General features: G+C 37.7%; 18 protein-coding genes. 14 read left to right on the top strand and 4 right to left on the bottom strand.

The window, feature by feature from the left end; genetic code table 11:
* Nucleotides 1-109: 109 nt before the first annotated feature.
* The 4 genes from G7051_RS04075 to G7051_RS04060 all read right to left on the bottom strand — a co-directional run bounded on the left by G7051_RS04075 (nt 110) and on the right by G7051_RS04060 (nt 4299).
* Complete coding sequence (locus G7051_RS04075; RefSeq protein WP_166111497.1) at nt 110-940, bottom strand: metal ABC transporter permease; 831 nt, start codon at nt 938-940, stop codon at nt 110-112.
* A gap of 58 nt (nt 941-998) precedes the next feature.
* Complete coding sequence (locus G7051_RS04070; RefSeq protein ID WP_166198713.1) at nt 999-2225, bottom strand: 3-phosphoshikimate 1-carboxyvinyltransferase; 1227 nt, start codon at nt 2223-2225, stop codon at nt 999-1001.
* Between the two features lie 113 nt (nt 2226-2338).
* Nucleotides 2339-3364: a GNAT family N-acetyltransferase gene (locus G7051_RS04065; RefSeq protein WP_166111490.1), complete on the bottom strand. Its 1026-nt coding sequence runs from the start codon at nt 3362-3364 to the stop codon at nt 2339-2341.
* A gap of 86 nt (nt 3365-3450) precedes the next feature.
* Nucleotides 3451-4299 (bottom strand): 1-acyl-sn-glycerol-3-phosphate acyltransferase, encoded by an 849-nt coding sequence (locus G7051_RS04060; RefSeq protein ID WP_166198711.1) that lies wholly within the window; start codon nt 4297-4299, stop codon nt 3451-3453.
* Nucleotides 4300-4639: 340 nt separating this feature from the next.
* Between G7051_RS04060 and G7051_RS04055 the strand changes: the two genes are divergently transcribed.
* The 14 genes from G7051_RS04055 (at nt 4640) to G7051_RS03990 (ending at nt 20958) form a co-directional block, all read left to right on the top strand.
* Entirely contained in the window at nt 4640-5089 is a 450-nt protein-coding gene (locus G7051_RS04055; RefSeq protein WP_166111485.1) for a division/cell wall cluster transcriptional repressor MraZ, read from the top strand.
* 1 nt (nt 5090) lies between these two features.
* Nucleotides 5091-6026 carry a 16S rRNA (cytosine(1402)-N(4))-methyltransferase RsmH gene (gene rsmH / locus G7051_RS04050; protein WP_166202644.1) on the top strand — a complete coding sequence of 312 codons (936 nt, stop codon included), beginning with the start codon at nt 5091-5093 and terminating at the stop codon, nt 6024-6026.
* Between the two features lie 127 nt (nt 6027-6153).
* Nucleotides 6154-6456, top strand: coding sequence for an FtsL-like putative cell division protein (locus tag G7051_RS04045; protein WP_255493310.1), 303 nt, complete (start codon nt 6154-6156; stop codon nt 6454-6456).
* A gap of 27 nt (nt 6457-6483) precedes the next feature.
* Nucleotides 6484-8691 (top strand): penicillin-binding protein, encoded by a 2208-nt coding sequence (locus G7051_RS04040; protein ID WP_166198709.1) that lies wholly within the window; start codon nt 6484-6486, stop codon nt 8689-8691.
* 40 nt (nt 8692-8731) lie between these two features.
* The gene (locus tag G7051_RS04035) at nt 8732-10192 is read left to right on the top strand and encodes a UDP-N-acetylmuramoyl-L-alanyl-D-glutamate--2,6-diaminopimelate ligase (protein WP_166198707.1); all 1461 of its coding nucleotides are present in this window, start codon (nt 8732-8734) and stop codon (nt 10190-10192) included.
* Nucleotides 10193-10248: 56 nt separating this feature from the next.
* Nucleotides 10249-11511 carry a phospho-N-acetylmuramoyl-pentapeptide-transferase gene (mraY, locus tag G7051_RS04030; RefSeq protein WP_166111474.1) on the top strand — a complete coding sequence of 421 codons (1263 nt, stop codon included), beginning with the start codon at nt 10249-10251 and terminating at the stop codon, nt 11509-11511.
* 56 nt (nt 11512-11567) lie between these two features.
* The gene (gene murD / locus G7051_RS04025) at nt 11568-12902 is read left to right on the top strand and encodes a UDP-N-acetylmuramoyl-L-alanine--D-glutamate ligase (RefSeq protein ID WP_166198705.1); all 1335 of its coding nucleotides are present in this window, start codon (nt 11568-11570) and stop codon (nt 12900-12902) included.
* Between the two features lie 57 nt (nt 12903-12959).
* On the top strand, nt 12960-14165 hold the full coding sequence (locus tag G7051_RS04020; RefSeq protein ID WP_166198703.1) for an FtsW/RodA/SpoVE family cell cycle protein: 1206 nt from the start codon (nt 12960-12962) through the stop codon (nt 14163-14165).
* Between the two features lie 12 nt (nt 14166-14177).
* Nucleotides 14178-15293, top strand: coding sequence for an undecaprenyldiphospho-muramoylpentapeptide beta-N-acetylglucosaminyltransferase (murG, locus tag G7051_RS04015; protein WP_166198701.1), 1116 nt, complete (start codon nt 14178-14180; stop codon nt 15291-15293).
* Between the two features lie 7 nt (nt 15294-15300).
* Nucleotides 15301-16674, top strand: a complete 1374-nt coding sequence (gene murC, locus G7051_RS04010) for a UDP-N-acetylmuramate--L-alanine ligase (RefSeq protein WP_166198699.1) — start codon at nt 15301-15303, stop codon at nt 16672-16674.
* Nucleotides 16675-16691: 17 nt separating this feature from the next.
* A complete protein-coding gene (locus tag G7051_RS04005) occupies nt 16692-17426 on the top strand; it encodes a cell division protein FtsQ/DivIB (RefSeq protein WP_166198697.1) in 735 nt (244 codons plus the stop codon).
* Between the two features lie 162 nt (nt 17427-17588).
* The gene (gene ftsA, locus G7051_RS04000) at nt 17589-18992 is read left to right on the top strand and encodes a cell division protein FtsA (protein ID WP_166198695.1); all 1404 of its coding nucleotides are present in this window, start codon (nt 17589-17591) and stop codon (nt 18990-18992) included.
* Between the two features lie 160 nt (nt 18993-19152).
* On the top strand, nt 19153-20445 hold the full coding sequence (gene ftsZ / locus G7051_RS03995; RefSeq protein ID WP_166111455.1) for a cell division protein FtsZ: 1293 nt from the start codon (nt 19153-19155) through the stop codon (nt 20443-20445).
* A gap of 63 nt (nt 20446-20508) precedes the next feature.
* Nucleotides 20509-20958, top strand: coding sequence for a GatB/YqeY domain-containing protein (locus G7051_RS03990; RefSeq protein WP_166111452.1), 450 nt, complete (start codon nt 20509-20511; stop codon nt 20956-20958).
* Nucleotides 20959-21051: the final 93 nt, after the last annotated feature.

The following is a 21051-nucleotide window of genomic DNA, read 5'->3' as shown; positions in this document are numbered from 1 at the left end:
AGCAAACAAAGTTGTGTGAAGCAGGGATGTCGTCCGACATCCCTGCTTTAATATAAAGCTGATGGTTAACAGCTTTTCTTTTCAATATAGTGTTTGGGCAAGTGAAGCCTTATTTTGCCGTGATAGTATCTCTTTTAAATATCAGATTGATTAATCGACAAATAAAATAGATTGCAATAAGTACAAATATAATAAAGGCTCCTGAAGGAACGTTGATGAATGCTGAAAGAATAAGCCCTGAGATACATCCTACCAATCCGAAAATGATAGAAAGAAAAATCATCTTGGTGAAATTGGCAGTATATAAATTGGCAGTCATTTGAGGCATTGTAAGTAACGACATTAATAAAACGACGCCTACTAAGCGTATAGTTAAAACAATAGATACTGCGATGAAAAACATCATAGCATATTCTATAAACTTAACAGGGAAATTACGGGTTTTAGCAAAATCAGAATCAAAAGCTACATATAGAATCTCACGGTGAAAGAAGAAAAATATGGCAGCTAATACCACTGACAATGCAGCAAAAGCATATATATCGGCTGTTGTAATGGTTAGTATATTACCAAAAAGGTATTCCGATAAGTTAGGTGCAAATCCGGCTTTCAGATAAATGCATATAATACCTATAGCCATTCCGAATGACCAGAAGGATGCAATAGCAGAATCTTCGCGTACACCTTTTCTGCCCGACAACCATTCTATGCCAAAGGCTGAGAATATCGAAAATACCATTGCCGATAAAATAGGATTGAAACCAAAATAAAAGCCAATGCCTAATCCTCCCAATGAAGCATGGGTAATACCTCCGCTGATAAAGACAAGGCGTTTTACTACTATGTAAGTTCCTATTATACCACAGGCAATGCTCGCAAATATTCCACCTATAAGTGCGTTGGTGAAAAAATCGTATCGAAACAGTTCGAAAAAATCCATTTAAGTTTGGGGTGTTTGGGTGTATAGGGTATAAAACACCTCACATAATTTGTATGATTTATTGTTCTTCTACCGAGAATCCAGCTTTACGTAAATCTTCCCAGAAGTAAGGGTAAGATTTGGTAACAACCATCGGTTCGGCTATTAATAAATTCTCAAGCTTTAGTGTTGCCGGAGCAAAAGCCATTGCCATGCGGTGATCTTCATAGGTTGCTATGATAGGAGTTGAGTTGGGTTCGCATCTTTCTCCATCCCATTCAAGAATACTGTTTTGACTATCCGTAATGACGTAACCTAGTTTTTTCATTTCAGCCTTTAGAGCCTCTATTCTATCGGTTTCCTTTATCTTAAGAGTTTGAAGTCCTGTAAAGAGGAAAGGTACACCCATCATGCAGCATGTAACCACAAATGTTTGAGCAAGATCGGGCTCATTGATGAAATTATGGAATAGTTTCTTGGCAATCCTGTCGGTCTTGGTCAGAATAACACCCTCTTTTGTAAACTCGGTTTCAACACCCAGATCCAGAAATAAATCGGCAACCTTGGAGTCTCCCTGTCCACTCTCTTTAAACAATCCTTTTAATTCAATTCTGGCATCTGTACTTAATGCGGCAATCGAATACCAATAAGATGCAGCAGACCAATCAGATTCAACAAGGTAGGGTATCGGTCTGTATTCATTGGGGAATATTTTAATAACATTACCTTCCCAATCGCATTTTACACCGAACTGCTCCATCATACGAAGCGTTAGCTTGATATAGGGAATTGAAATAATATTTCCTTCGAGGTGCAGGGTTAACCCCTTTTCCATTGTGGGAGCAATCATTAGTAGTGCCGAAATAAATTGAGAGCTTATTCCTCCCGACAAAAAGATATCACCTCCATCCAGAGCACTTCCTTTGATTTTCAAAGGAGGAAATCCCTGATTCTTTAAATACTCAATATGTGCACCAAGAGTATTAAGAGCTTCTACTAAAGTATTTATCGGGCGTTGTTGCATTCTTTCACTTCCGGTAATTATCCACTCTCCCGGTTTCTTCGAGAGATAGGCAGTCAGAAAGCGCATCGAGGTGCCTGCTGCACCGATGTCGAAAATATTGCCTTTAGAAGCAAATGTTTCTTCCATTACTCGTGTATCATCGCAATCGGATAAATTTTCGATAGGAAAAGAACTGTTGCTTAGCGCCTTTAGTATAAGAGCTCGGTTACTGATGCTTTTTGAGGCAGGAAGTTTTATATCTGTATATATCGGATTCTTGGGTGCTGTAATTTTATATTTCATGCGTATTTATAAATATATTGTATTACAAAGATATGAAAAAGCCTGCTTGGGTAAGCTCGCTTAAATCAAAGTTTATAAATATTAAAGTTAAGTTAAGTTCTCGGAACTTTTTATTATTTTGAATTCGCTCTTCTGGTCGATTTAGTACGGTATGTACTCCAGTTCCAGTTAATCATCTGGCGTAGTCTTTTTAAGAAGCGCTTGGATGGTTTATCCAGAATATATGACTCTATATGGCGTTTGCGTTTTTCTTCCAGAATTTCATCTTTGTCAATAAGTATCCCGGTTTCTTCTACGTTACCAAATGTATCATTTACGGCTGTTCCAAAAACTTTCATTTGAGGAGATAAGCCCATATAAGCATTCACCAATGGAGGAATATTAATGCCCAATCTTCTGACTGACGTATTCAATATTTTATAATCGGTTTTCAAGTCATCCTCGGTGAAAAGCTTTTTCAAAACTTTGCTATCTGTAGTGATGTTCAGACTTTTCTTTGGATAAACTAATTTGTCAGGATCAGGAAAGTGCTTAAACATGAAGTATAAGATCATGTCTCTGGCTTTAGCATCATATGTATCGTACATGGTTACTTTACCGAAGAAGTACCTCATCGTTGGTTCAGCTACGGATAATGCACCTAATCCGTCCCAAAGGTTGTCGAGGGCAAAAATACCTTTTGAGCCTGCTCGTGTACTTTGGTATTCCAATGAAACGAACGATCTACCTAATTCAATGGTATAAGGCAGATATTCGTTGATGAATTTAGGAGAAAAGTGAAAAAGATGTGATGTCGCTAATTCGGGCTCTCCGTTTTTGTCGAATTTAATGTCGGGACCGCAAATAAAGCGATAACCTCCCAATATCTCTTCAGCTTCAGGATTCCACACAATTAGTTGTTTGTATGGGTTGTCCATCATATCGTATTCGTCAATATCTATTTCCTTACCTGTTCCCCCACCATAATAACGGAATGCAATTTCGCGCAAACGTGCAATCTCACGCATAACATTAGGGGAGTTATGGTGAGTGATAATGTAAATTTCATTATTAGCTTTATTTGTTTTACGCAAGAATTTATCTTTTGTAAGTTCAGCTATTAAAAGTTTCTTATCGATTGCCGGAATAATACTTTCCATATTTTAAGTAACGTCAAATATTTATTTAAAAAAGAATACCGATTTATCGTTATTCTGCTAACGAAGCTTTAGAGCAATTTGCGACCTTATTTCGAATTGCTTTCTGCTAAATTATATGCTATATCTTTTACTGTTTCTGCCCACTGTTGATGAGATTTTGTTTCGTCAAAAGACTCCCATGGTATAGGACTCCCAAAGGTAACAGAAAATGTCTGATGCTTATTTTTAAACATTTCGTCGGGTAGAAAAAATGTTTCTATATTGAATTTTATACCTAATTTCTTTCTGAGATTTGCAAATCTATAAAAGAAATTTGAGTTTTTAGCGTCAAAATAAATTGGAACAACATCACGCTTGGTTTGTATAGCTTTTTGAATGAACGATTTTTGCCATTGCAGATCGTATATTCGCCCATTTATTTTTCGGGAACACAAACCTGCCGGAAATGTAATAATTTGATCGTCCGAAGCATAAGCCTCGTTTAATTGAGCAGCTTTTTCTTTTGCTTGGGCTCCATATTTGTTGATCGGAAGAAATATTGGACGTAGATTTTTGATGAAATAAAGTACATCATTTACGAGATATTTTATCTTCTTATCAAATTTATTTCCAATGATAGATGACAGGCAAATGCCATCAAGTCCTCCCAATGGATGGTTTGATACAAATATATATCGGTTATCATTCGGGATGTTATCCAGTCCGTTGACCTCAAGTCGTAAATCGAAATACTGAACCACCGAATCCATAAAATCTACACCATATTTGTCAGCGTAAATCGTCAGGATTTCATTCAGTTCATTCAGATGAATTTTCCTTTTTATGTAGTTGAGAGCAAAAGCAGGCGTTTTGGCATAAAGCTTAGGAGCCTTATCCATAAACACCTTGCCCAAATCTATTAAATTTGGAGTATTCTTTTCTACTACTTCTCCCATTACTTACACTCTGAATTTCCTGAAACCGTAAAGATAATTTATTTTATACAAAGTCACGATTTAGTCGTCTTATTATTCTCAATTTTATATTTGAATGGTTTGTGGGGTCTATTATTTAGTCTCGATTTACTTCGTTGTAATAGCTTGATTTTAATATAAATGAGTATGTTGAAAACTTTTTACTAAAACTTTGTGTTTAAAAGTGGGGGAAAGTGGATAATTTTATACCTTTACGCACTATTATATAGAGTACAAGGAGTGTAAGTGTGGTTTTAGAGTGTGATCAAGGTGTTTTATATCCGCGAGATTAACAAATGGCTCATGTCTTAATTGAAAAAGAATGCAGTTTTTAGGTAGTATAGATGCAAAGATTGACGCAAAAATGCGTGTGTTTGTGCCTGCGAATTTCCGGAAGGTTTTGCAAGCAGAAGCTCAATCTGTATTGATATTGCGTAAAGATATTTTTCAGGACTGCCTTGTATTGTATCCAATAGAAGTTTGGGATGGTGAAGTGCAGAGGTTGCGTCAGCGATTGAGTCGTTGGGATAAATCGCAACAGCAACTTTTTCGTCAATTTGTAGTTGATGCCGAGAGATTGGAGATCGATGCAAGCGGGCGTATTCTTATCCCCAGACGTTATTTGCAGATGATTGGTGTAGTGTCCGAAATTCAGTTTCTGGGTGTAGATAATACAATAGAAATCTGGGGTAAAAATCAATTGAATGAAACTCTGGTTACTCCCGAAGATTTCGGAGTGGAGATTCAACGTATAATGAGTGGAGAAGATTGATATGGCTAAAGATAAAAAAAATGTAGTGACGGCTGATGGTTACCATGTGCCTGTTCTGTTAAAGGAGAGTGTTGATGGTATGAATATCCAGGCAAACGATATTTGTGTGGATGTAACCTTCGGTGGTGGCGGTCATTCCCGTGAGATTTTATCCCGTTTGGGAGCAGGGGGACATTTGTATGTGTTTGATCAGGATGAAGATACAATTCAGAATATTGCAGATGATAAGAAACAAACGTTTATTCGTAGTAACTTTTGTTTCTTGAAGACATTCCTTAAGTATCATAATGTAACAAAGGTAAATTCGGTTCTAGCTGATCTGGGAGTTTCGTCTCATCATTTTGATGATAGCGAACGTGGATTCTCTTTTCGCTTCGAAGAAGGATATCTTGATATGAGAATGAATCAGAAATCAGATCTTACGGCGGCTAAAATATTGAATGAATATGCTGAAGAAGATTTGGCAAATATTCTATATCTGTATGGTGAGTTAAAGCCATCGAGACAGGTTGCTGCGGCAGTTGTTCGTCAGCGTAAAGAAAAGGCTTTCGAGAAAGTGAAGGATTTGCTGCCTATTTTAACTCCTTATACTAAAGGGGGGAAAGAAAAGAAAGTGTTGGCTCAGGCTTTTCAGGCTCTTCGTATCGAAGTAAATCAAGAGATGCAGACTTTGAAAGATATGTTGACTCAGGCATTGGAGGTTTTGGTTTCGGGGGGACGATTGTCTGTTATTACATATCATTCGCTGGAAGATCGTTTAGTTAAGAACTTCTTTAAAACCGGAAATTTTGAAGGAGAGGTGGATAAGGATTTTTATGGCAATATCAATACTCCTTTTGTATTGGTGAATAACCGGGTTATAACTCCATCTCCGGAAGAGCAGGATGCGAATCCGCGGTCTCGGAGTGCAAAGTTGCGAATTGCTGAGAAAAAGTAAGGCCACACCTCTTTATTGCTTTAGCAAGTATAGTAATGGTAAGTCGTTACATTTAGAAATATAGCAATGAATATTTAATATTACTTGAAGTATGCGTGTCAATATCAAAGACATAAAGAAAAATATAATGCACGTATTAGGCGGGACTATTCTCACGGAAGATTTCTTCCTGAAAAATACCCGCTTTATGCTCGTAGTGTTTATTATCATGGTGTTTTATATCAGTAATCGTTATAGTTGCATATCTAAAATGGCAGAAATAGAGTCTTTGAAAAAGGAGCTAAAGGATGTCAAATACGAATCGCTGACTATTTCGTCAGACTTGACAGGGGTCAGCCGGCAGACTCAGGTGCAAACGCTTATAGATAAAAACGGGCTCGATTTACAGACACCATCTGTGCCTGCATATAAAATAAAGAAACAAGAGTAAGATAACCATATATATTAAAGTAGAAGCATGTCAAAAGATGCGGATAACATCAAGAAGAAAAAGAGTACGATAATCAATCGATATGGATTGATTGTGATTCTGTTTCTGATTGTTTTTATTGTTATCTTCGGTTATATCATCCGTATAATGTTTGTTGAAGGCGAACAATGGCGGGCTTTAGGTATAAAAGAAACTGTAAAGAAAGATCGCGAGATTAAGCCCAATCGGGGTAATATATATGCTGACGATGGTCGCTTATTGGCAACGAGTGAGCCTCTCTATGGAGTGTATATGGATTTTATGTCGGAGGGTATACGCAAAGATACCCTGATGAAGTATGTAGGTGACTTGTCTGTTGCCTTATCGAAGAAGTTTCCGGATAGAACTGCAGCTCAATATAAAAATATTATCCTTAATGGCTGGGAGTTAAGTCGCAGGGAGCTTGCCGAAATAGAACGAAATAAAGAAAATGGTTATAAAAAGAAGATTACGCTGAAAAGTCGTTATGTCCGAATTATAAAACGGGATGTAAACTATATAGAACTGAAAGAATTACGTACTTATCCATTCCTTAATCAGAGATCCAATAAAACGGGGCTGATCGTTGAGGAAAGAACGATGCGTGAAAAACCTTTTGGAAGACTTGCCGGACGTACCGTGGGGTCTATCTATAAAGATATGGCAAAGGGTGGAGCCAGTGGTATCGAGATGAAATACGATTCGATACTGAGAGGTAAGCCGGGAGTTAAGAGCCGTCAGAAAGTACAAGGTCGTTGGATTGATATTGTTGAAGTTCCGGCTGAAGATGGTTGGGATGTAAAAACAACGCTGGATGTAGATATCCAGGATATAACCGAGCGGGCATTGTATTCTAAACTGGTGGAAACAGATGCAGAGTCGGGGACGGCTATCATAATGGAAGTTGCTACGGGTGAAATCAAAGCAATCTCGAATCTCGATAGAATCTCAGAAGGCGTTTATGCAGAAGGTAACCCCAATGCATTTTCGTATATGAATGAGCCGGGATCGACTTTCAAAACACTTTCTATTATGATTGCTTTGGAAGATGGAGTGGTAACTCCGACGGATAAATTTCATGTAGGAAATGGGTTGTTTCAATATGGAAAGAGTTGGATTCGCGATCATTACTGGCAAAAAGGACAAGATAGAGGAGACCTGACAGTAGCCGAAGGTATGTATATATCGTCTAATATTGTGGTCGCAAAAACAATATTGAAAGGCTATGAGAATAACCCCGAAAAATATGTACAGCGTTTGTATGATCTCGGGATTACAAAAAAAATAGAATGGGATGTGCCTTTGAGCGGAAAAGAAGGAACTGCGGTTATTCGCCATCCAAATGATAAATCAAACCCTTGGTCGAGAACTACACTTCCATGGATGTCATTTGGATATGAGACTCAAATTCCGCCTATTTATATCCTCATGTTTTATAACGGTATCGCCAATGGAGGCAAGATGATAAAACCTTTTATCACCAAAGCTTTCATTAAAGACGGAACTGTTGAGAAGGAGTTCGAAACAGAAATAATCAATCCGTCTTTATGTTCATCTAAAACATTGGAAGAAATCAAATCAATGTTGATAGGAGTTGTAAATGAGGGAACAGGTAAAGCGGTGGCATCTTCTTCGTTTCAGATTGCAGGTAAAACAGGAACGGCTCAGATAGCAAGCGGAGGTAATTACGCCAATGGGCACTTTGTTTCGTTTTGCGGATATTTTCCGGCTGAAAAACCATTATATACATGCTTTGTCGGTATCAGACGACCCAGAGGTATTCCTTCGGGAGGGCTTATGCCGGGTGGAGTATTTAAAAGAATAGCAGAAGAAGTGTATGCCCGAAATGTTTTCGTATCTCCTGATCAATGTAAGCCCGACTCAGTACTCGCACTTATGCCTTACGTGAAGAATGGATCATTGAAAGATATGCAAACTGTTTTTACACAATTAAATATACCATTTACTCTTCCTGTAGGAGATGCAGAGTGGGTAATGGCTAGTACATTGCAGAATAAGATAGAGCTAAGTAAAAATGTAGTTCAAAACGGGTTAGTACCCGATGTACGTGGAATGGGAGCCAAAGACGCGTTGTTTTTATTGGAAAAAGCAGGCCTTCGAGTTTCTTTGCAAGGGTATGGTTCGGTAACCTCTCAGTCTATTCCGGCAGGAAGCAGGGTGATTAAAGGTTCACAAGTTACATTAAGTCTGAAATAAAGGAATAAATATAGTATAAGATACTTAATAAAAAAAGAGTATGGAATTGCAGGCATTGATATCAAATATACTATCGGAAGATATAGTAGAAATACTTGGGCATAAAGATATAGATGTAACAGGTATTACTTCCGATTCACGCAAAGTAACCTCAGATTATGCGTTTATAGCACTAAAGGGTGTGCAGGTGGATGGTCACGAATTTATTGGTAAAGCAATAGAATCGGGTGCAAAGGTTATCGTTTTTGAAGAAAACATAGATACATCTGACTCGTCGGTTACTTATATAAAAGTAAAAGATGCGGCAGATGCTATCGGGAAAATAGCTTCAGCATGGTATGGTAACCCTTCGCAGAAATTGAATCTGGTAGGAGTTACCGGAACAAATGGCAAAACCACTACAGCTACTCTTTTGTATAATGTGTTTCGTAAATTAGGATATGGTGCAGGATTACTTTCTACGGTATGTAATTATGTGAACGAAGATCAATATCCGGCAACCCATACAACTCCTGATCCAATTTCGTTGAATGAGTTTTTAGCGAAGATGGTTGAAGCGGGTTGCGAATATGCCTTTATGGAAGTTAGTTCACATGCCATTCATCAGAAAAGAATAAGTGGTCTCGAATTTAAAGGAGGAATATTTACGAATCTGACTCAAGATCATTTGGACTATCATCATACCATGCAGGAATATCTGAAAGCTAAAAAAGCATTTTTTGATAATCTGCCTTCCTCTGCTTTTGCTTTAACAAATGTAGATGATAAAAATGGCTTGGTGATGCTGCAAAATACTAAAGCCAAGAAATATACATACTCTTTGAGAACTTTAGCGGATTTCAAAGCTCGTATTCTCGAAAAACATTTTGACGGTACTGCAATCGAAATAAATGGAAAAGAACTCGAAGTTCAGTTTGTCGGAGTCTTTAATGTGTATAATCTTCTGGCAGTATGCGGTGCTTCAGTTTTACTGGGTCAGGATATTGAAAAAGTATTGATTGTATTAAGCACATTAAGATCGGTTGCCGGTCGCTTCGAAACAATTCGCTCCAAAGAAGGATTTACGGCTATCGTAGATTATGCTCATACGCCCGATGCTTTAACGAATGTTTTGAATGCGATACATGATGTACTCGAGGGAGGAGGTCGCGTAATAACAGTAGTTGGTTGCGGTGGTAACCGTGATAAGACAAAACGCCCGATAATGGCTCGTGAAGCTGTATCATTAAGCGATCAGGTGATTCTGACTTCTGATAACCCACGATTCGAAGAACCTCAGTCAATAGTAGATGATATGGTGGCGGGGCTAGACCCTGTACAAATGAAAAAAGCCTTGTGCATTGTAGATCGTGAGCAGGCTATAAAAACTGCTTGCACTTTTGCAAAGTCGGGTGATGTGATATTGATTGCGGGCAAAGGACACGAAGATTATCAAGATGTAAAAGGTGTGAAACATCACTTTGATGATAGAGAAATTGTCAAAAACTTACTCGGATTATAAGTAAAGAATAAGAATTAATAAAAGACCTGATAAAGTCGATAAAAATATATTATATAATGCTATACTATCTTTTTAATTATTTGGATTCCTTAGACTTTCCCGGTGCGGGGATGTTTAGATATGTATCCTTTAGAGCCGTAATAACTATTATACTTTCTTTAGGTATATCCACCGTTATAGGTCGTCGGATTATTGATAAATTGCAAGTTCTGCAAATTGGAGAGACTGTGCGTAATCTCGGACTTGAGGGACAGTTAAGCAAAAAGGGTACTCCAACCATGGGAGGTATTATAATAATCATAGCAATTATAGTACCGGTTATATTGTTGGCACGTCTTGAGAATGTTTACATTATATTAATGCTGATAACCACTTTATGGCTAGGAACACTTGGCTTTTTAGATGATTATATCAAAGTTTTCAGGAAGGATAAAGACGGATTACAAGGTAAATTTAAAATCATAGCGCAAGTTGGATTGGGGTTAATTGTAGGATTAACGCTGTACCTAAGTCCAACCGTAATTGTCCGTGAAAATACCGAAATACGAAATCAGGATAATGTGATCGAGAGAGTTACATATACCGTAGAGGGAGTGAAATCTACTCAAACAACAATTCCTTTCTTAAAGAATAATAATCTGGATTACGAATCATTCGTATCCTTTCTTGGAGAATATACAACTCCTGCCGCATGGATATTATTTGTATTTATCGTTATATTTATCGTAACAGCTGTATCTAATGGAGCTAATTTAACAGATGGACTGGACGGCTTGGCTGCCGGTAGTTCTGCCATTATAGGCGTTACACTGGGTATTCTGGCATATGTATCAGGTCACGTGGAATTTGCTTCGTATCTGAATATAATGTTTATCCCCGGTAGCGAAGAGTTGGTGGTATATGCTGCCGCTTTTGTGGGGGCAACAATTGGTTTTCTTTGGTATAACTCTTTTCCAGCCCAAGTGTTCATGGGTGATACAGGAAGTTTAACGCTAGGTGGAATCATTGGAGTTTTTGCCGTTATTATTCATAAGGAGTTACTATTGCCTATATTGTGCGGTGTTTTCTTTGTTGAAAGTTTGTCGGTAATGATGCAGGTATTTTACTTTAAATTTACCAAGAAGAAATACGGTGAAGGTCGTCGTATATTCAAAATGACACCTTTGCATCACCATTTCCAAAAAGCAGGTAATTCGGGAATACAGGCACTAATACAGAAACCATTTAATCCCGTTCCGGAATCAAAAATTGTGGTTCGTTTTTGGATCATAGGAATTATTTTGGCTGCTGTAACTTTAGCGACATTGAAAATGCGATAATTCATAAAGAAGAATTACGTTCGTTCGATATTTAAAGAATAAAGATTTTAGATGAAATGAAAAAGATAGTAATACTCGGAGGTGGCGAAAGCGGAGTCGGCTCGGCTATACTTGCTCAAGCGAAAGGATTTGAGGTTTTTTTATCTGATAATGGAGCTTTGCAAGATAAATACAAGGCTGAATTAGTCGATAAGAATATCCCTTTTGAAGAAAAAGGACATACCAAAGAGAATATACTTTCCGCCGACGAAATAATTAAAAGTCCGGGTATCCCAGATGAAGTTCCTTTGATTCAGGAAGCAAAGCAGAAGGGAATATCGATCATTTCGGAAATTGAATTTGCAGGCAGATATACCAATGCAAAAAAAATATGTATAACAGGAAGCAATGGAAAAACCACTACTACAAGCTTACTCTATTACATACTTAAATCGGCAGGTTTAAATGTCGGATTAGGAGGTAATATTGGGAAAAGCTTTGCAAGACAGGTTGCCGAAAATAGTTTCGATTATTATGTATTGGAGCTGAGTAGTTTTCAGTTAGACAATATGTACGACTTTAAAGCGGACATTGCTATATTACTCAATATAACACCCGACCATTTGGATCGGTACGATCACGATTTTCAGAAATATGTAGACGCAAAGATGCGTATTACTCAAAATCAAACAGCAGAAGATGCTTTTATTTACTGGGCGGAAGACCCTGTGGTAAGTAAAGAAGTGAGCAAGAAGCAACCCAACGTAAGGTTGTTTACATTCTCGGAGCATAAGGCGGACGGTGTGTCGGCTTATGTAGATAATGATCAGATAGTAATTAATACATCAAAATCAGTATTCACCATGGAGCAAGATTTATTGGCTTTAACGGGTACTCACAACTTATATAATTCGTTTGCTTCGGCTATTGCTGCTAAGTTGCTGGACATTAAAGATGAAAAGATAAGACAATCGTTGAGTGATTTTAAAGGAGTTGTGCATCGTTTAGAGAAAGTTGCTTCTGTAAAAGGGATTCAATTTATAAACGATTCTAAAGCAACTAATGTAAACTCTTGTTGGTATGCTTTAAAGAGTATGAAAACAAAGGTTGTCCTTATTTTAGGAGGAAAAGACAAAGGAAATGACTACCGGGAAATAGAGGAGCTTGTGAAAACAAAAGTACATGCTTTGGTTTTCTTAGGAGTAGACAATTCGAAATTGCATAAATTTTTTGATGGGAAAATCGAAACAATTGTAGATGCCGGTTCTATGGAAGAGGCTGTAAACAAAGCCTATGCATTGGCAACTGAAGGAGATTCGGTTCTTTTGTCGCCTTGTTGCGCAAGTTTCGATTTGTTCAAAAATTACGAAGATAGAGGAGACCAATTTAAATATTGGGTCAGAAAACTTTAGAAAAGCAAAAAAGGAGTTAATGAGTATACTAAGCTTGTAACTTGTAACTATAAATTTATGAGCGTCTTTGATAGGATATTTAAAGGGGATAAAACAATCTGGTGCATATTTATAGCATTATGCATTATATCGTTGCTGGAAGTATTTAGTGCATCCAGTACTATTGTTTATCGCCAGCACAATCACTGGGGACCTATCTTGCGTCATGCCGTATTTCTTTTGATCGGTTTTGGTGCGGTAATGTTTCTTCAGAGAGTGGCAACAAGATATTTTGCAGCATTGTTGTTATTATTGCCCGTTTCGTGGGTGCTACTGGTAATGACGATGTTTATGGGTACGGATGTGAATGGAGCACAACGATGGTTAGGTGTTGGAGCATTTACCATTCAGCCATCGGAGTTTGCCAAGTTGGCTTTGGTGGGTTTTGTCGCTTTTTTTCTGAGTAAACTGAAACCTGAGAATGAGTCGTTTCTATTTAAAATATTAATGGGTGGCATATTAATAACCTGTGCCCTTATTATTACCGAAAACTTATCTACCGCCTGTCTTTTGTTTGGCGTATGCTATCTAATGATGTTTATTGGACAGGTTAGTTTTAAGAAATTGGGAATGATTGCCTTGTGTGGAATTGGAGCTTTAGTTCTGTTGATAGGTTCTCTAACCCTTATACCTAAATCAACGGCGAAAGATTATTTGCCCGATCGTTTTGCAACATGGCAAGCCCGTATCGACAGACACTCTGCAGAGCAGGAGGATGAAAGTAATATTAATTCTCCCGGAGAATATAAGATAACAGATGATAATTACCAGGTATCACATGCAAAAATTGCGATAGCTAATGGAGAGATAATAGGTCTTCCAGGTAGTGGAAATGAACGTGATTTTTTACCTCAGGCCTATTCGGATTTCATTTTTGCCATAATTCTTGAGGAGATGGGATTGTTGGGTGGTCTGTTTACACTACTTTTGTATGTAGCACTGATGATTCGTGCAGGTGTTTTAGCGTCTAAATGTGAGAAATTATTTCCCCGTTACCTCCTTTTGGGGGCGGGATTGATCATAACAGTACAAGCATTAGCCAATATGGCTGTTGCGGTAAATCTTATTCCGGTTACGGGGCAACCTTTGCCGCTTATTAGCCGAGGAGGAACATCTACTATCATTACATGTATTTACTTTGGGATAATACTAGCATGTTCTAATGCCAAAGAAGATCAGCATGAAGATGTAGATGAAGATATTGCAAATGTAGAATACGAGTAAAAGGGGGCATCTATGGAACGACAAATGAGGGTAATTATAAGTGGGGGAGGTACGGGAGGACATATTTTTCCAGCCATATCTATAGCAAATGCTATAAAATTGCGCTATCCCGATGCAGCTATTCTTTTTGTTGGAGCAGAAGATAGAATGGAAATGACCCGTGTACCGAAAGCCGGATACGAAATTGTAGGTCTTCCTGTAGCAGGTTTCAACCGGAAAGACTTATTCAAAAACATATCAGTAGTAAAGAAGTTGATTACAAGCCTTTTTAAGGCAAATAGTGTAGTAAAGAAATTTAATCCCGATATTGCGATTGGTGTAGGAGGATACGCTAGTGGTCCCTTATTAAAAGTGGCAGCCAGAAAAGGTATACCGACACTTATTCAGGAGCAAAATTCGTATGCCGGAGTAACCAATAAATTATTGGCGAAAAAAGCATCTAAAATTTGTGTCGCTTACGAAGGAATGGAAGCATTCTTCCCTAAGGAGAAGATTGTGTTAACAGGTAACCCTTGTCGTCAGGATTTACTATCGGAGGTCTCAAAAGAAGAAGCATATCGTTACTTCAAGCTTGATCCTATGAAAAGAACGATTCTTGTTCTTGGAGGTAGTTTAGGTGCACGTACATTGAATCAGAGTATAATGAGGAATCTGCCTCTTTTGGATGACTCAGCAGTACAGATTCTTTGGCAGTGTGGCGAGCGTTATCAATACGATCTGACTATCGAATTGTCAAATAAACCTCAGGCTAAAGATATTTATTTGCATGATTTTATCAATAGGATGGATCTTGCGTATCGAGCTGCCGATATGGTTGTCTCGAGAGCGGGTGCCAGTTCTATTTCTGAACTCAGCATATTAGGAAAACCAACAGTTTTGATACCTTCGCCTAATGTTGCAGAAGATCATCAGACTAAAAATGCGATGGCTCTCGTAGAGAAGCATGCAGCAATAATGGTAAAAGATGCAGATGCTCCAAATGAACTTTTGAAAACTGCATTGCAAATTGTTAAAGATGATAATATCCTTGCCATGTTGGCAAAGAATATAAAAACAATGGCACGCCACAATGCTTCGGAGCACATTGTAGATGAGATAGAAAAACTGGTAAACAAAGGCAAACAATAGGAGAATTATGGAAAATATAAAGTCAGTATACTTTTTAGGCATAGGTGGTATTGGGATGAGTAATCTCGCTCGTTACTTTCTTTCTAAAGGAAAAAAAGTTGCCGGATACGATAGAACGGAAACTTTACTGACACAGACTTTAGTCGAAGAAGGAGCAAGTATCCATTATGATGATAATGTAAATAATATTCCTGCTGATTTTGCAGCTAAAGACTCAACGTTAGTTGTATATACTCCTGCTTTACCTGCCGAAAGTGATGAACTACAATATTTTCAAAAGAATAATTTCGATCTAAAGAAACGGGCAGAGGTACTGGGGCTGATAACAAAAAGCAGTAAAGCCTTGTGTTGTGCAGGTACTCATGGTAAAACGACTACATCGAGTATGCTTGCTCATATTCTGAAAGGTTCTCATCTCGATTGCAATGCTTTTTTAGGAGGAATTCTAAAGAATTACAGCAGTAATTTGATGCTGTCCGATACAAGTGAGTTTACAGTAGTAGAAGCCGATGAATATGACCGATCTTTCCATTGGTTGCACCCTTATATGGCTCTGATAACTTCAGTAGATCCTGACCATTTGGATATATATGGAACGGAAGCCGAATATTTGAAAAGTTTCGAAAAATTTACCAGCTTAATCCAACCCGGAGGTGCCTTGGTAATGAAGCACAATATAAATCTTTCACCTCAATTAGCTGAAGGTGTTAGGCTATACACTTACTCTATTGATAGAGGAGACTTTCATGCCGAAAATGTCAAAGTAGGAGATGGTACCATTCGCTTTGATTTTGTGACACCTAAAACGACAATTCGAAATATCGAATTAGGAGTTCCGGTTCGTATTAATATCGAAAACGGTATAGGCTCTATGGCTCTCGCCTGGTTAAATGGAGCTACAGATGAAGAGTTACGCCATGCAATGGCTACTTTTCAAGGAGCAAAACGCCGTTTCGACTTTCTTTTGAAAACCGATAATCTGGTGATGATTGATGATTATGCACATCATCCCGATGAGCTATCGGCAAGCATATCTTCTGTAAAAGAATTATATCCAGACAAAAAAGTATTGGGGATTTTTCAACCTCATTTATACTCAAGAACCAGAGATTTTGTAGATCAGTTTGCTAGAAGTTTATCCTTATTAGATGAATTAATTTTGTTGGATATTTATCCGGCTCGCGAAAAACCGATTGAAGGAGTAACCTCCGAAATAATTTTCGAGAAAGTTACTTGTAAAAAAACTCTTTGTAAGAAAGAAGAATTATTAGATTTGCTACAGCAAAAAGAAGATATTGAGGTACTATTAACAATAGGGGCCGGAGATATTGACAGATTGCTACCTGCTATAAAAGATATTTTAGAAGCTCGCTTATACTAGAAGATTTAAAATACTGAATGGTAAAGAAAATATTAGTTATTATCGGATTATGTTTATTAGGTGGATACCTGATTTTTGCGGCTTTCTTTTTTGAGAAAAAGCCACAGGATAAGATATGTAATCAATTTGAGATTGTAGTAAACAATGAAGATACGGATCGATTTATAGAAATAGCTGATCTGGAAAAAGATATAGATGCGAAAGGCTTAAATCCTTATGGAAAACAACTAAAAGAAGTTAACACTCTAGCTATACAAGAGGCCTTATTGGCCAATAAGCTGATTAAATCGGCAGAGGTTTTTATTACCAGTGGAGGAGGAATAAGAGCTGTAATTATCGAGCGAATCCCCATTCTTAGGGTAATTCCTTCAGCAGGAGAAAGTTACTATATTGATAAAGATGGAGAGAAAATGCCACTCTCGAGCCATAATACAGCATACCTGCCAATTGCTACGGGTGAAATAAAAGATGAGCTTGCTAAGACTGATTTATATAAATTTGCACTATTTTTGTGTAAAGATGAATTCTGGAATGCTCAGATCGAACAGATTGTTGTTCAGCCCAAAGATGAAGTAACTTTAATAACCCGTATCGGTAATCAGGAGGTACTTATGGGAAAGTTAGACAACGTTGAGTCAAAGCTTGATCGTCTCAAAAAATTCTATACTCAGGCCTTGCCTGCTACAGGATGGAATAGATATACAAAAATAAATTTGAAATACGACAAACAAGTCGTAGGTACAAAGCGTTGAATATAAAAGTTTAATACTAAATAAATCTTAGAAAAGAGCGTTTAGTATTTATATAGGTAAATAAAAGTATTTAATGATCTGTTTAAAGTCATAATAGACTAGGAGTGTTATACTTGCCAGAACATTATAATAGGTCTAAGACCTTAATATAGGAAAGAAGATATGGAACAATCAGGTTTTATTGTCGGTATCGACTTAGGGACTTCGAAAATTGTAGGATTGTTAGGACGGAAAAATGAGCAGGGAGTAATATCTATTCTCGCATCAGAATCTATCCCATCTGATAATTGTGTAAAGCATGGAGTGGTTTACAATATAGATGAAGCGGCAGGAAAAATAAAGAAGTTAGTAAACTTGTTGGAAAACAAGTCGGGTCGTAAAATAGGAAAAATATACGTGTCGGTTGCCGGGAAATCTCTGCGGGCAATAGAATATACTTTAACAAAGGATCTGATTGATGAGTCGGAGGTTTCGTTTGCGGTAATAGACCAGATGGAACAACAAGCTCGCCAGAATAAACCTGATTTTTTGACAAATTATAGTGTTGTTGCACCCGAAATATTTCTGGACGGGCATCCCGAAGATGACCCTATAGGGAAAAATGCTACTTTGGTAGAAGGTCGTTACCGTCTTATAGTCGGTCGTCCCAATATTAAGAGTAACCTGATAAAATGTATAACCGATAAAAATCAGTTAGATATTGCAGGCTTTATTGTCGGACCGGTTGCTGCAGGAGCAATTGTTCTTGATGAAACCGATAAGCAGGCAGGTTGTGCGCTTATTGATTTTGGAGCAGGCACAACTACACTTTCTATATACAAAGAAGGACTTCTGCGATATATGGCAGTTATCCCATTTGGAGGACGTACTGTATCAAAAGATGTAAAAGAACTTGGATTTATAGATACAGCAGCCGAAGCATATAAAATAAAATATGGTAGAGTCGGTAAGGATAAAAATAAACAAAATACTTCTTCCAACTCTGAGGTTGATGTGAAAGAATTGAATAAAGTAATTCAACTTCGTCAGGAAGAGATTATTTTAAACATTCTTAATCAGATTAAAGAATCGGGTTATGCAGGTAAACTAGATGCGGGAATAATAATAATAGGTGGTGCTTCTCAATTGACCGGTTTGCCGGAGTTTCTGGAAGAAAAAGTACAGATGCCAGTAAAAAAAGGAGCAGCCAAACGTTTATATATAAATAATGCAGCCGATTTATTACAGAATCCGGCTTATGCACAGTGCTTGGGACTATTGCTTTTTGCAAATGAAAATTGCGAGAAAGTAGAGGCTCCTAAAGTTGACTATATCAATCGTCCTCGTCCCCTAGATGCACAAAGTGGAACTTATTCGGAGTCTGCAGAAAGAAACCAAAATGCTTCAGCACATCATGAACAACCTGTTGTTGACAATGATGAAGACGAATACGAAGAAGAGGAACCTGAATACGAAGAAAGACCTAAAAAAACAAAAAAGGTGAAGGATAAAAAATCTCCGGGGCTTTTTGATTTCTTCGGGAAAATTCAGAACTTGGGAGGAACTATGTTTAAAGATGAAGATTAAGTAGCGTTAACTATTTAATGCGATATTTTATCAATATAACGGTCTCTAGTTGTGATGCCCAGCCAAAGCAATAAAAAGGTCTGAGACCTTAGTTATTTATCTACCAAAGCAATAAGAAGGTCTGTGACCTCAAACATGAAAAATAAAGAAGATACGCTATATGAATGACGAGATATTAGAATTTCAATTTCCGCGCAAAACACAAACTATTATCAAAGTGATAGGAGTAGGTGGTGGTGGAGGAAATGCCGTGAATCATATGTATAATGAGGGAATACATGACGTCTCATTTGCTCTCTGTAATACAGATAACCAGGCATTACACGAATCTCCGGTCGAAACCCGTGTTCAACTCGGACGACGTACAACCGAAGGTCTTGGAGCAGGTAACCGTCCCGAAGTAGCTAAGGCTGCCGCTGAAGAAAGCCGTCAGGACATTCAGGAGCTTTTGGGAGATGGTACCAAGATGGTATTTATCACCGCAGGTATGGGAGGGGGAACCGGAACGGGTGCAGCCCCTGTTGTAGCCCGTATTGCAAAGGATATGAATATTCTGACTGTTGGTATTGTTACCATCCCATTTGTATTCGAAGGTCGTAAAAAAATAATTCAAGCTCTTAGAGGTGTCGAAGATATTGCTCAAAATGTAGATGCCCTACTGGTAATAAATAATGAGCGTCTGATTGATATATATTCGGATCTAACTATTCCGAATGCCTTTGCCAAAGCCGATGATACGTTGGCAATAGCAGCGAAAGGTATAGCTGAGATTATAACTGTACATGGGCATATCAATCTCGACTTTGCCGATGTTAAAACCATCCTTAAAGATGGAGGTGTTGCAATTATGAGTAGCGGAATCGGAGAAGGAGAGAATAGAGTAGAAGAAGCTATCAGAAACGCATTACATTCGCCGTTGTTGAACAACAATGATGTATTTAAAGCGAAAAAGATACTTTTCAATATTTATGCAGGTGAAGATACTCCACTTATTGTTGAAGAAATGGAATCAGTATCTGAATTTATGAAACGCTTTGGACCCGAGATTGAGGTTATCTGGGGTACTGCTACAGAAGAAAGTCTGGGAGGTAAAGTTAAGATTACTTTATTGGCTACAGGTTTTGGAATGTCAAGCATACCGGGTATCGGAGATCATCTGAGGGAAATGACCGAAGAAGAGCAACGTTTAGAAGAAGAACGTTTCATCAAAGAGGAGGAAGAAAAACGCCGTATCAATACAATGATCGAGCAGCATTATGGCAAAGACGGAGTTAAGACAATGGATGTAAGATCATTCTTTACTCCTCGCCCGATTATCTTATCGACAGAAGAGCTGGATGATGATAAAATAGTTGAAGCATTAGAAAATACTCCTGTTTTTAAAAGAGGAGAAGATTTTAATCCGAATGATTATAGACCCGAATCAAAAAAATCGACAGATTTATTTAATTAAGGTCTCGCCTCATTTCTGAATAAAACAATATACAGAATAATTTACAACAAAAAATAGAACGAGATGGACTTGTTTGACAGAGTAAGTGAAGATATTAAGGATGCAATGCGTGCTAAAGATAAAATCAAATTAGAAGCATTGCGGGGTGCAAAAAAAGAGTTTATTGAAGCAAAGACTGCAAAAGATAGCAATGGAGAACTTGCTGATGATGTTGCAGTGAAAATTCTTCAAAAAATGGTAAAGCAAAGAAGAGACAGTGCCGATATTTACAAATCACAAGATCGTCCCGAGCTGGCAGAGAAAGAATTGGAAGAAATAGCTGTGTTGGAACACTATTTACCAAAACAACTGTCAGAGCAAGAATTAGAAGCTAAATTGAAAGAAATTATAGCCTCTGTTGGAGCCACAAGTGCTGCCGATATGGGAAAAGTAATGGGTGCTGCTACAAAACAATTAGCAGGATTAGCTCCCGGAAAAGCAATCTCAGACACAGTTAAGAAACTATTATCTTAAAGAGATACTTATATCTTTTTATTCTAGAATAAAAGAGCCGATGAATATAATTTCATCGGCTTTTCTTATTTATAGTTTTATCTGCAAAGCAAT

Origin of the sequence: Dysgonomonas sp. HDW5B (genome assembly GCF_011299335.1) — a bacterium.
Taxonomy (GTDB): Bacteria; Bacteroidota; Bacteroidia; order Bacteroidales; family Dysgonomonadaceae; genus Dysgonomonas_A.
This window is presented reverse-complemented; position numbering and strand designations above follow the sequence as displayed.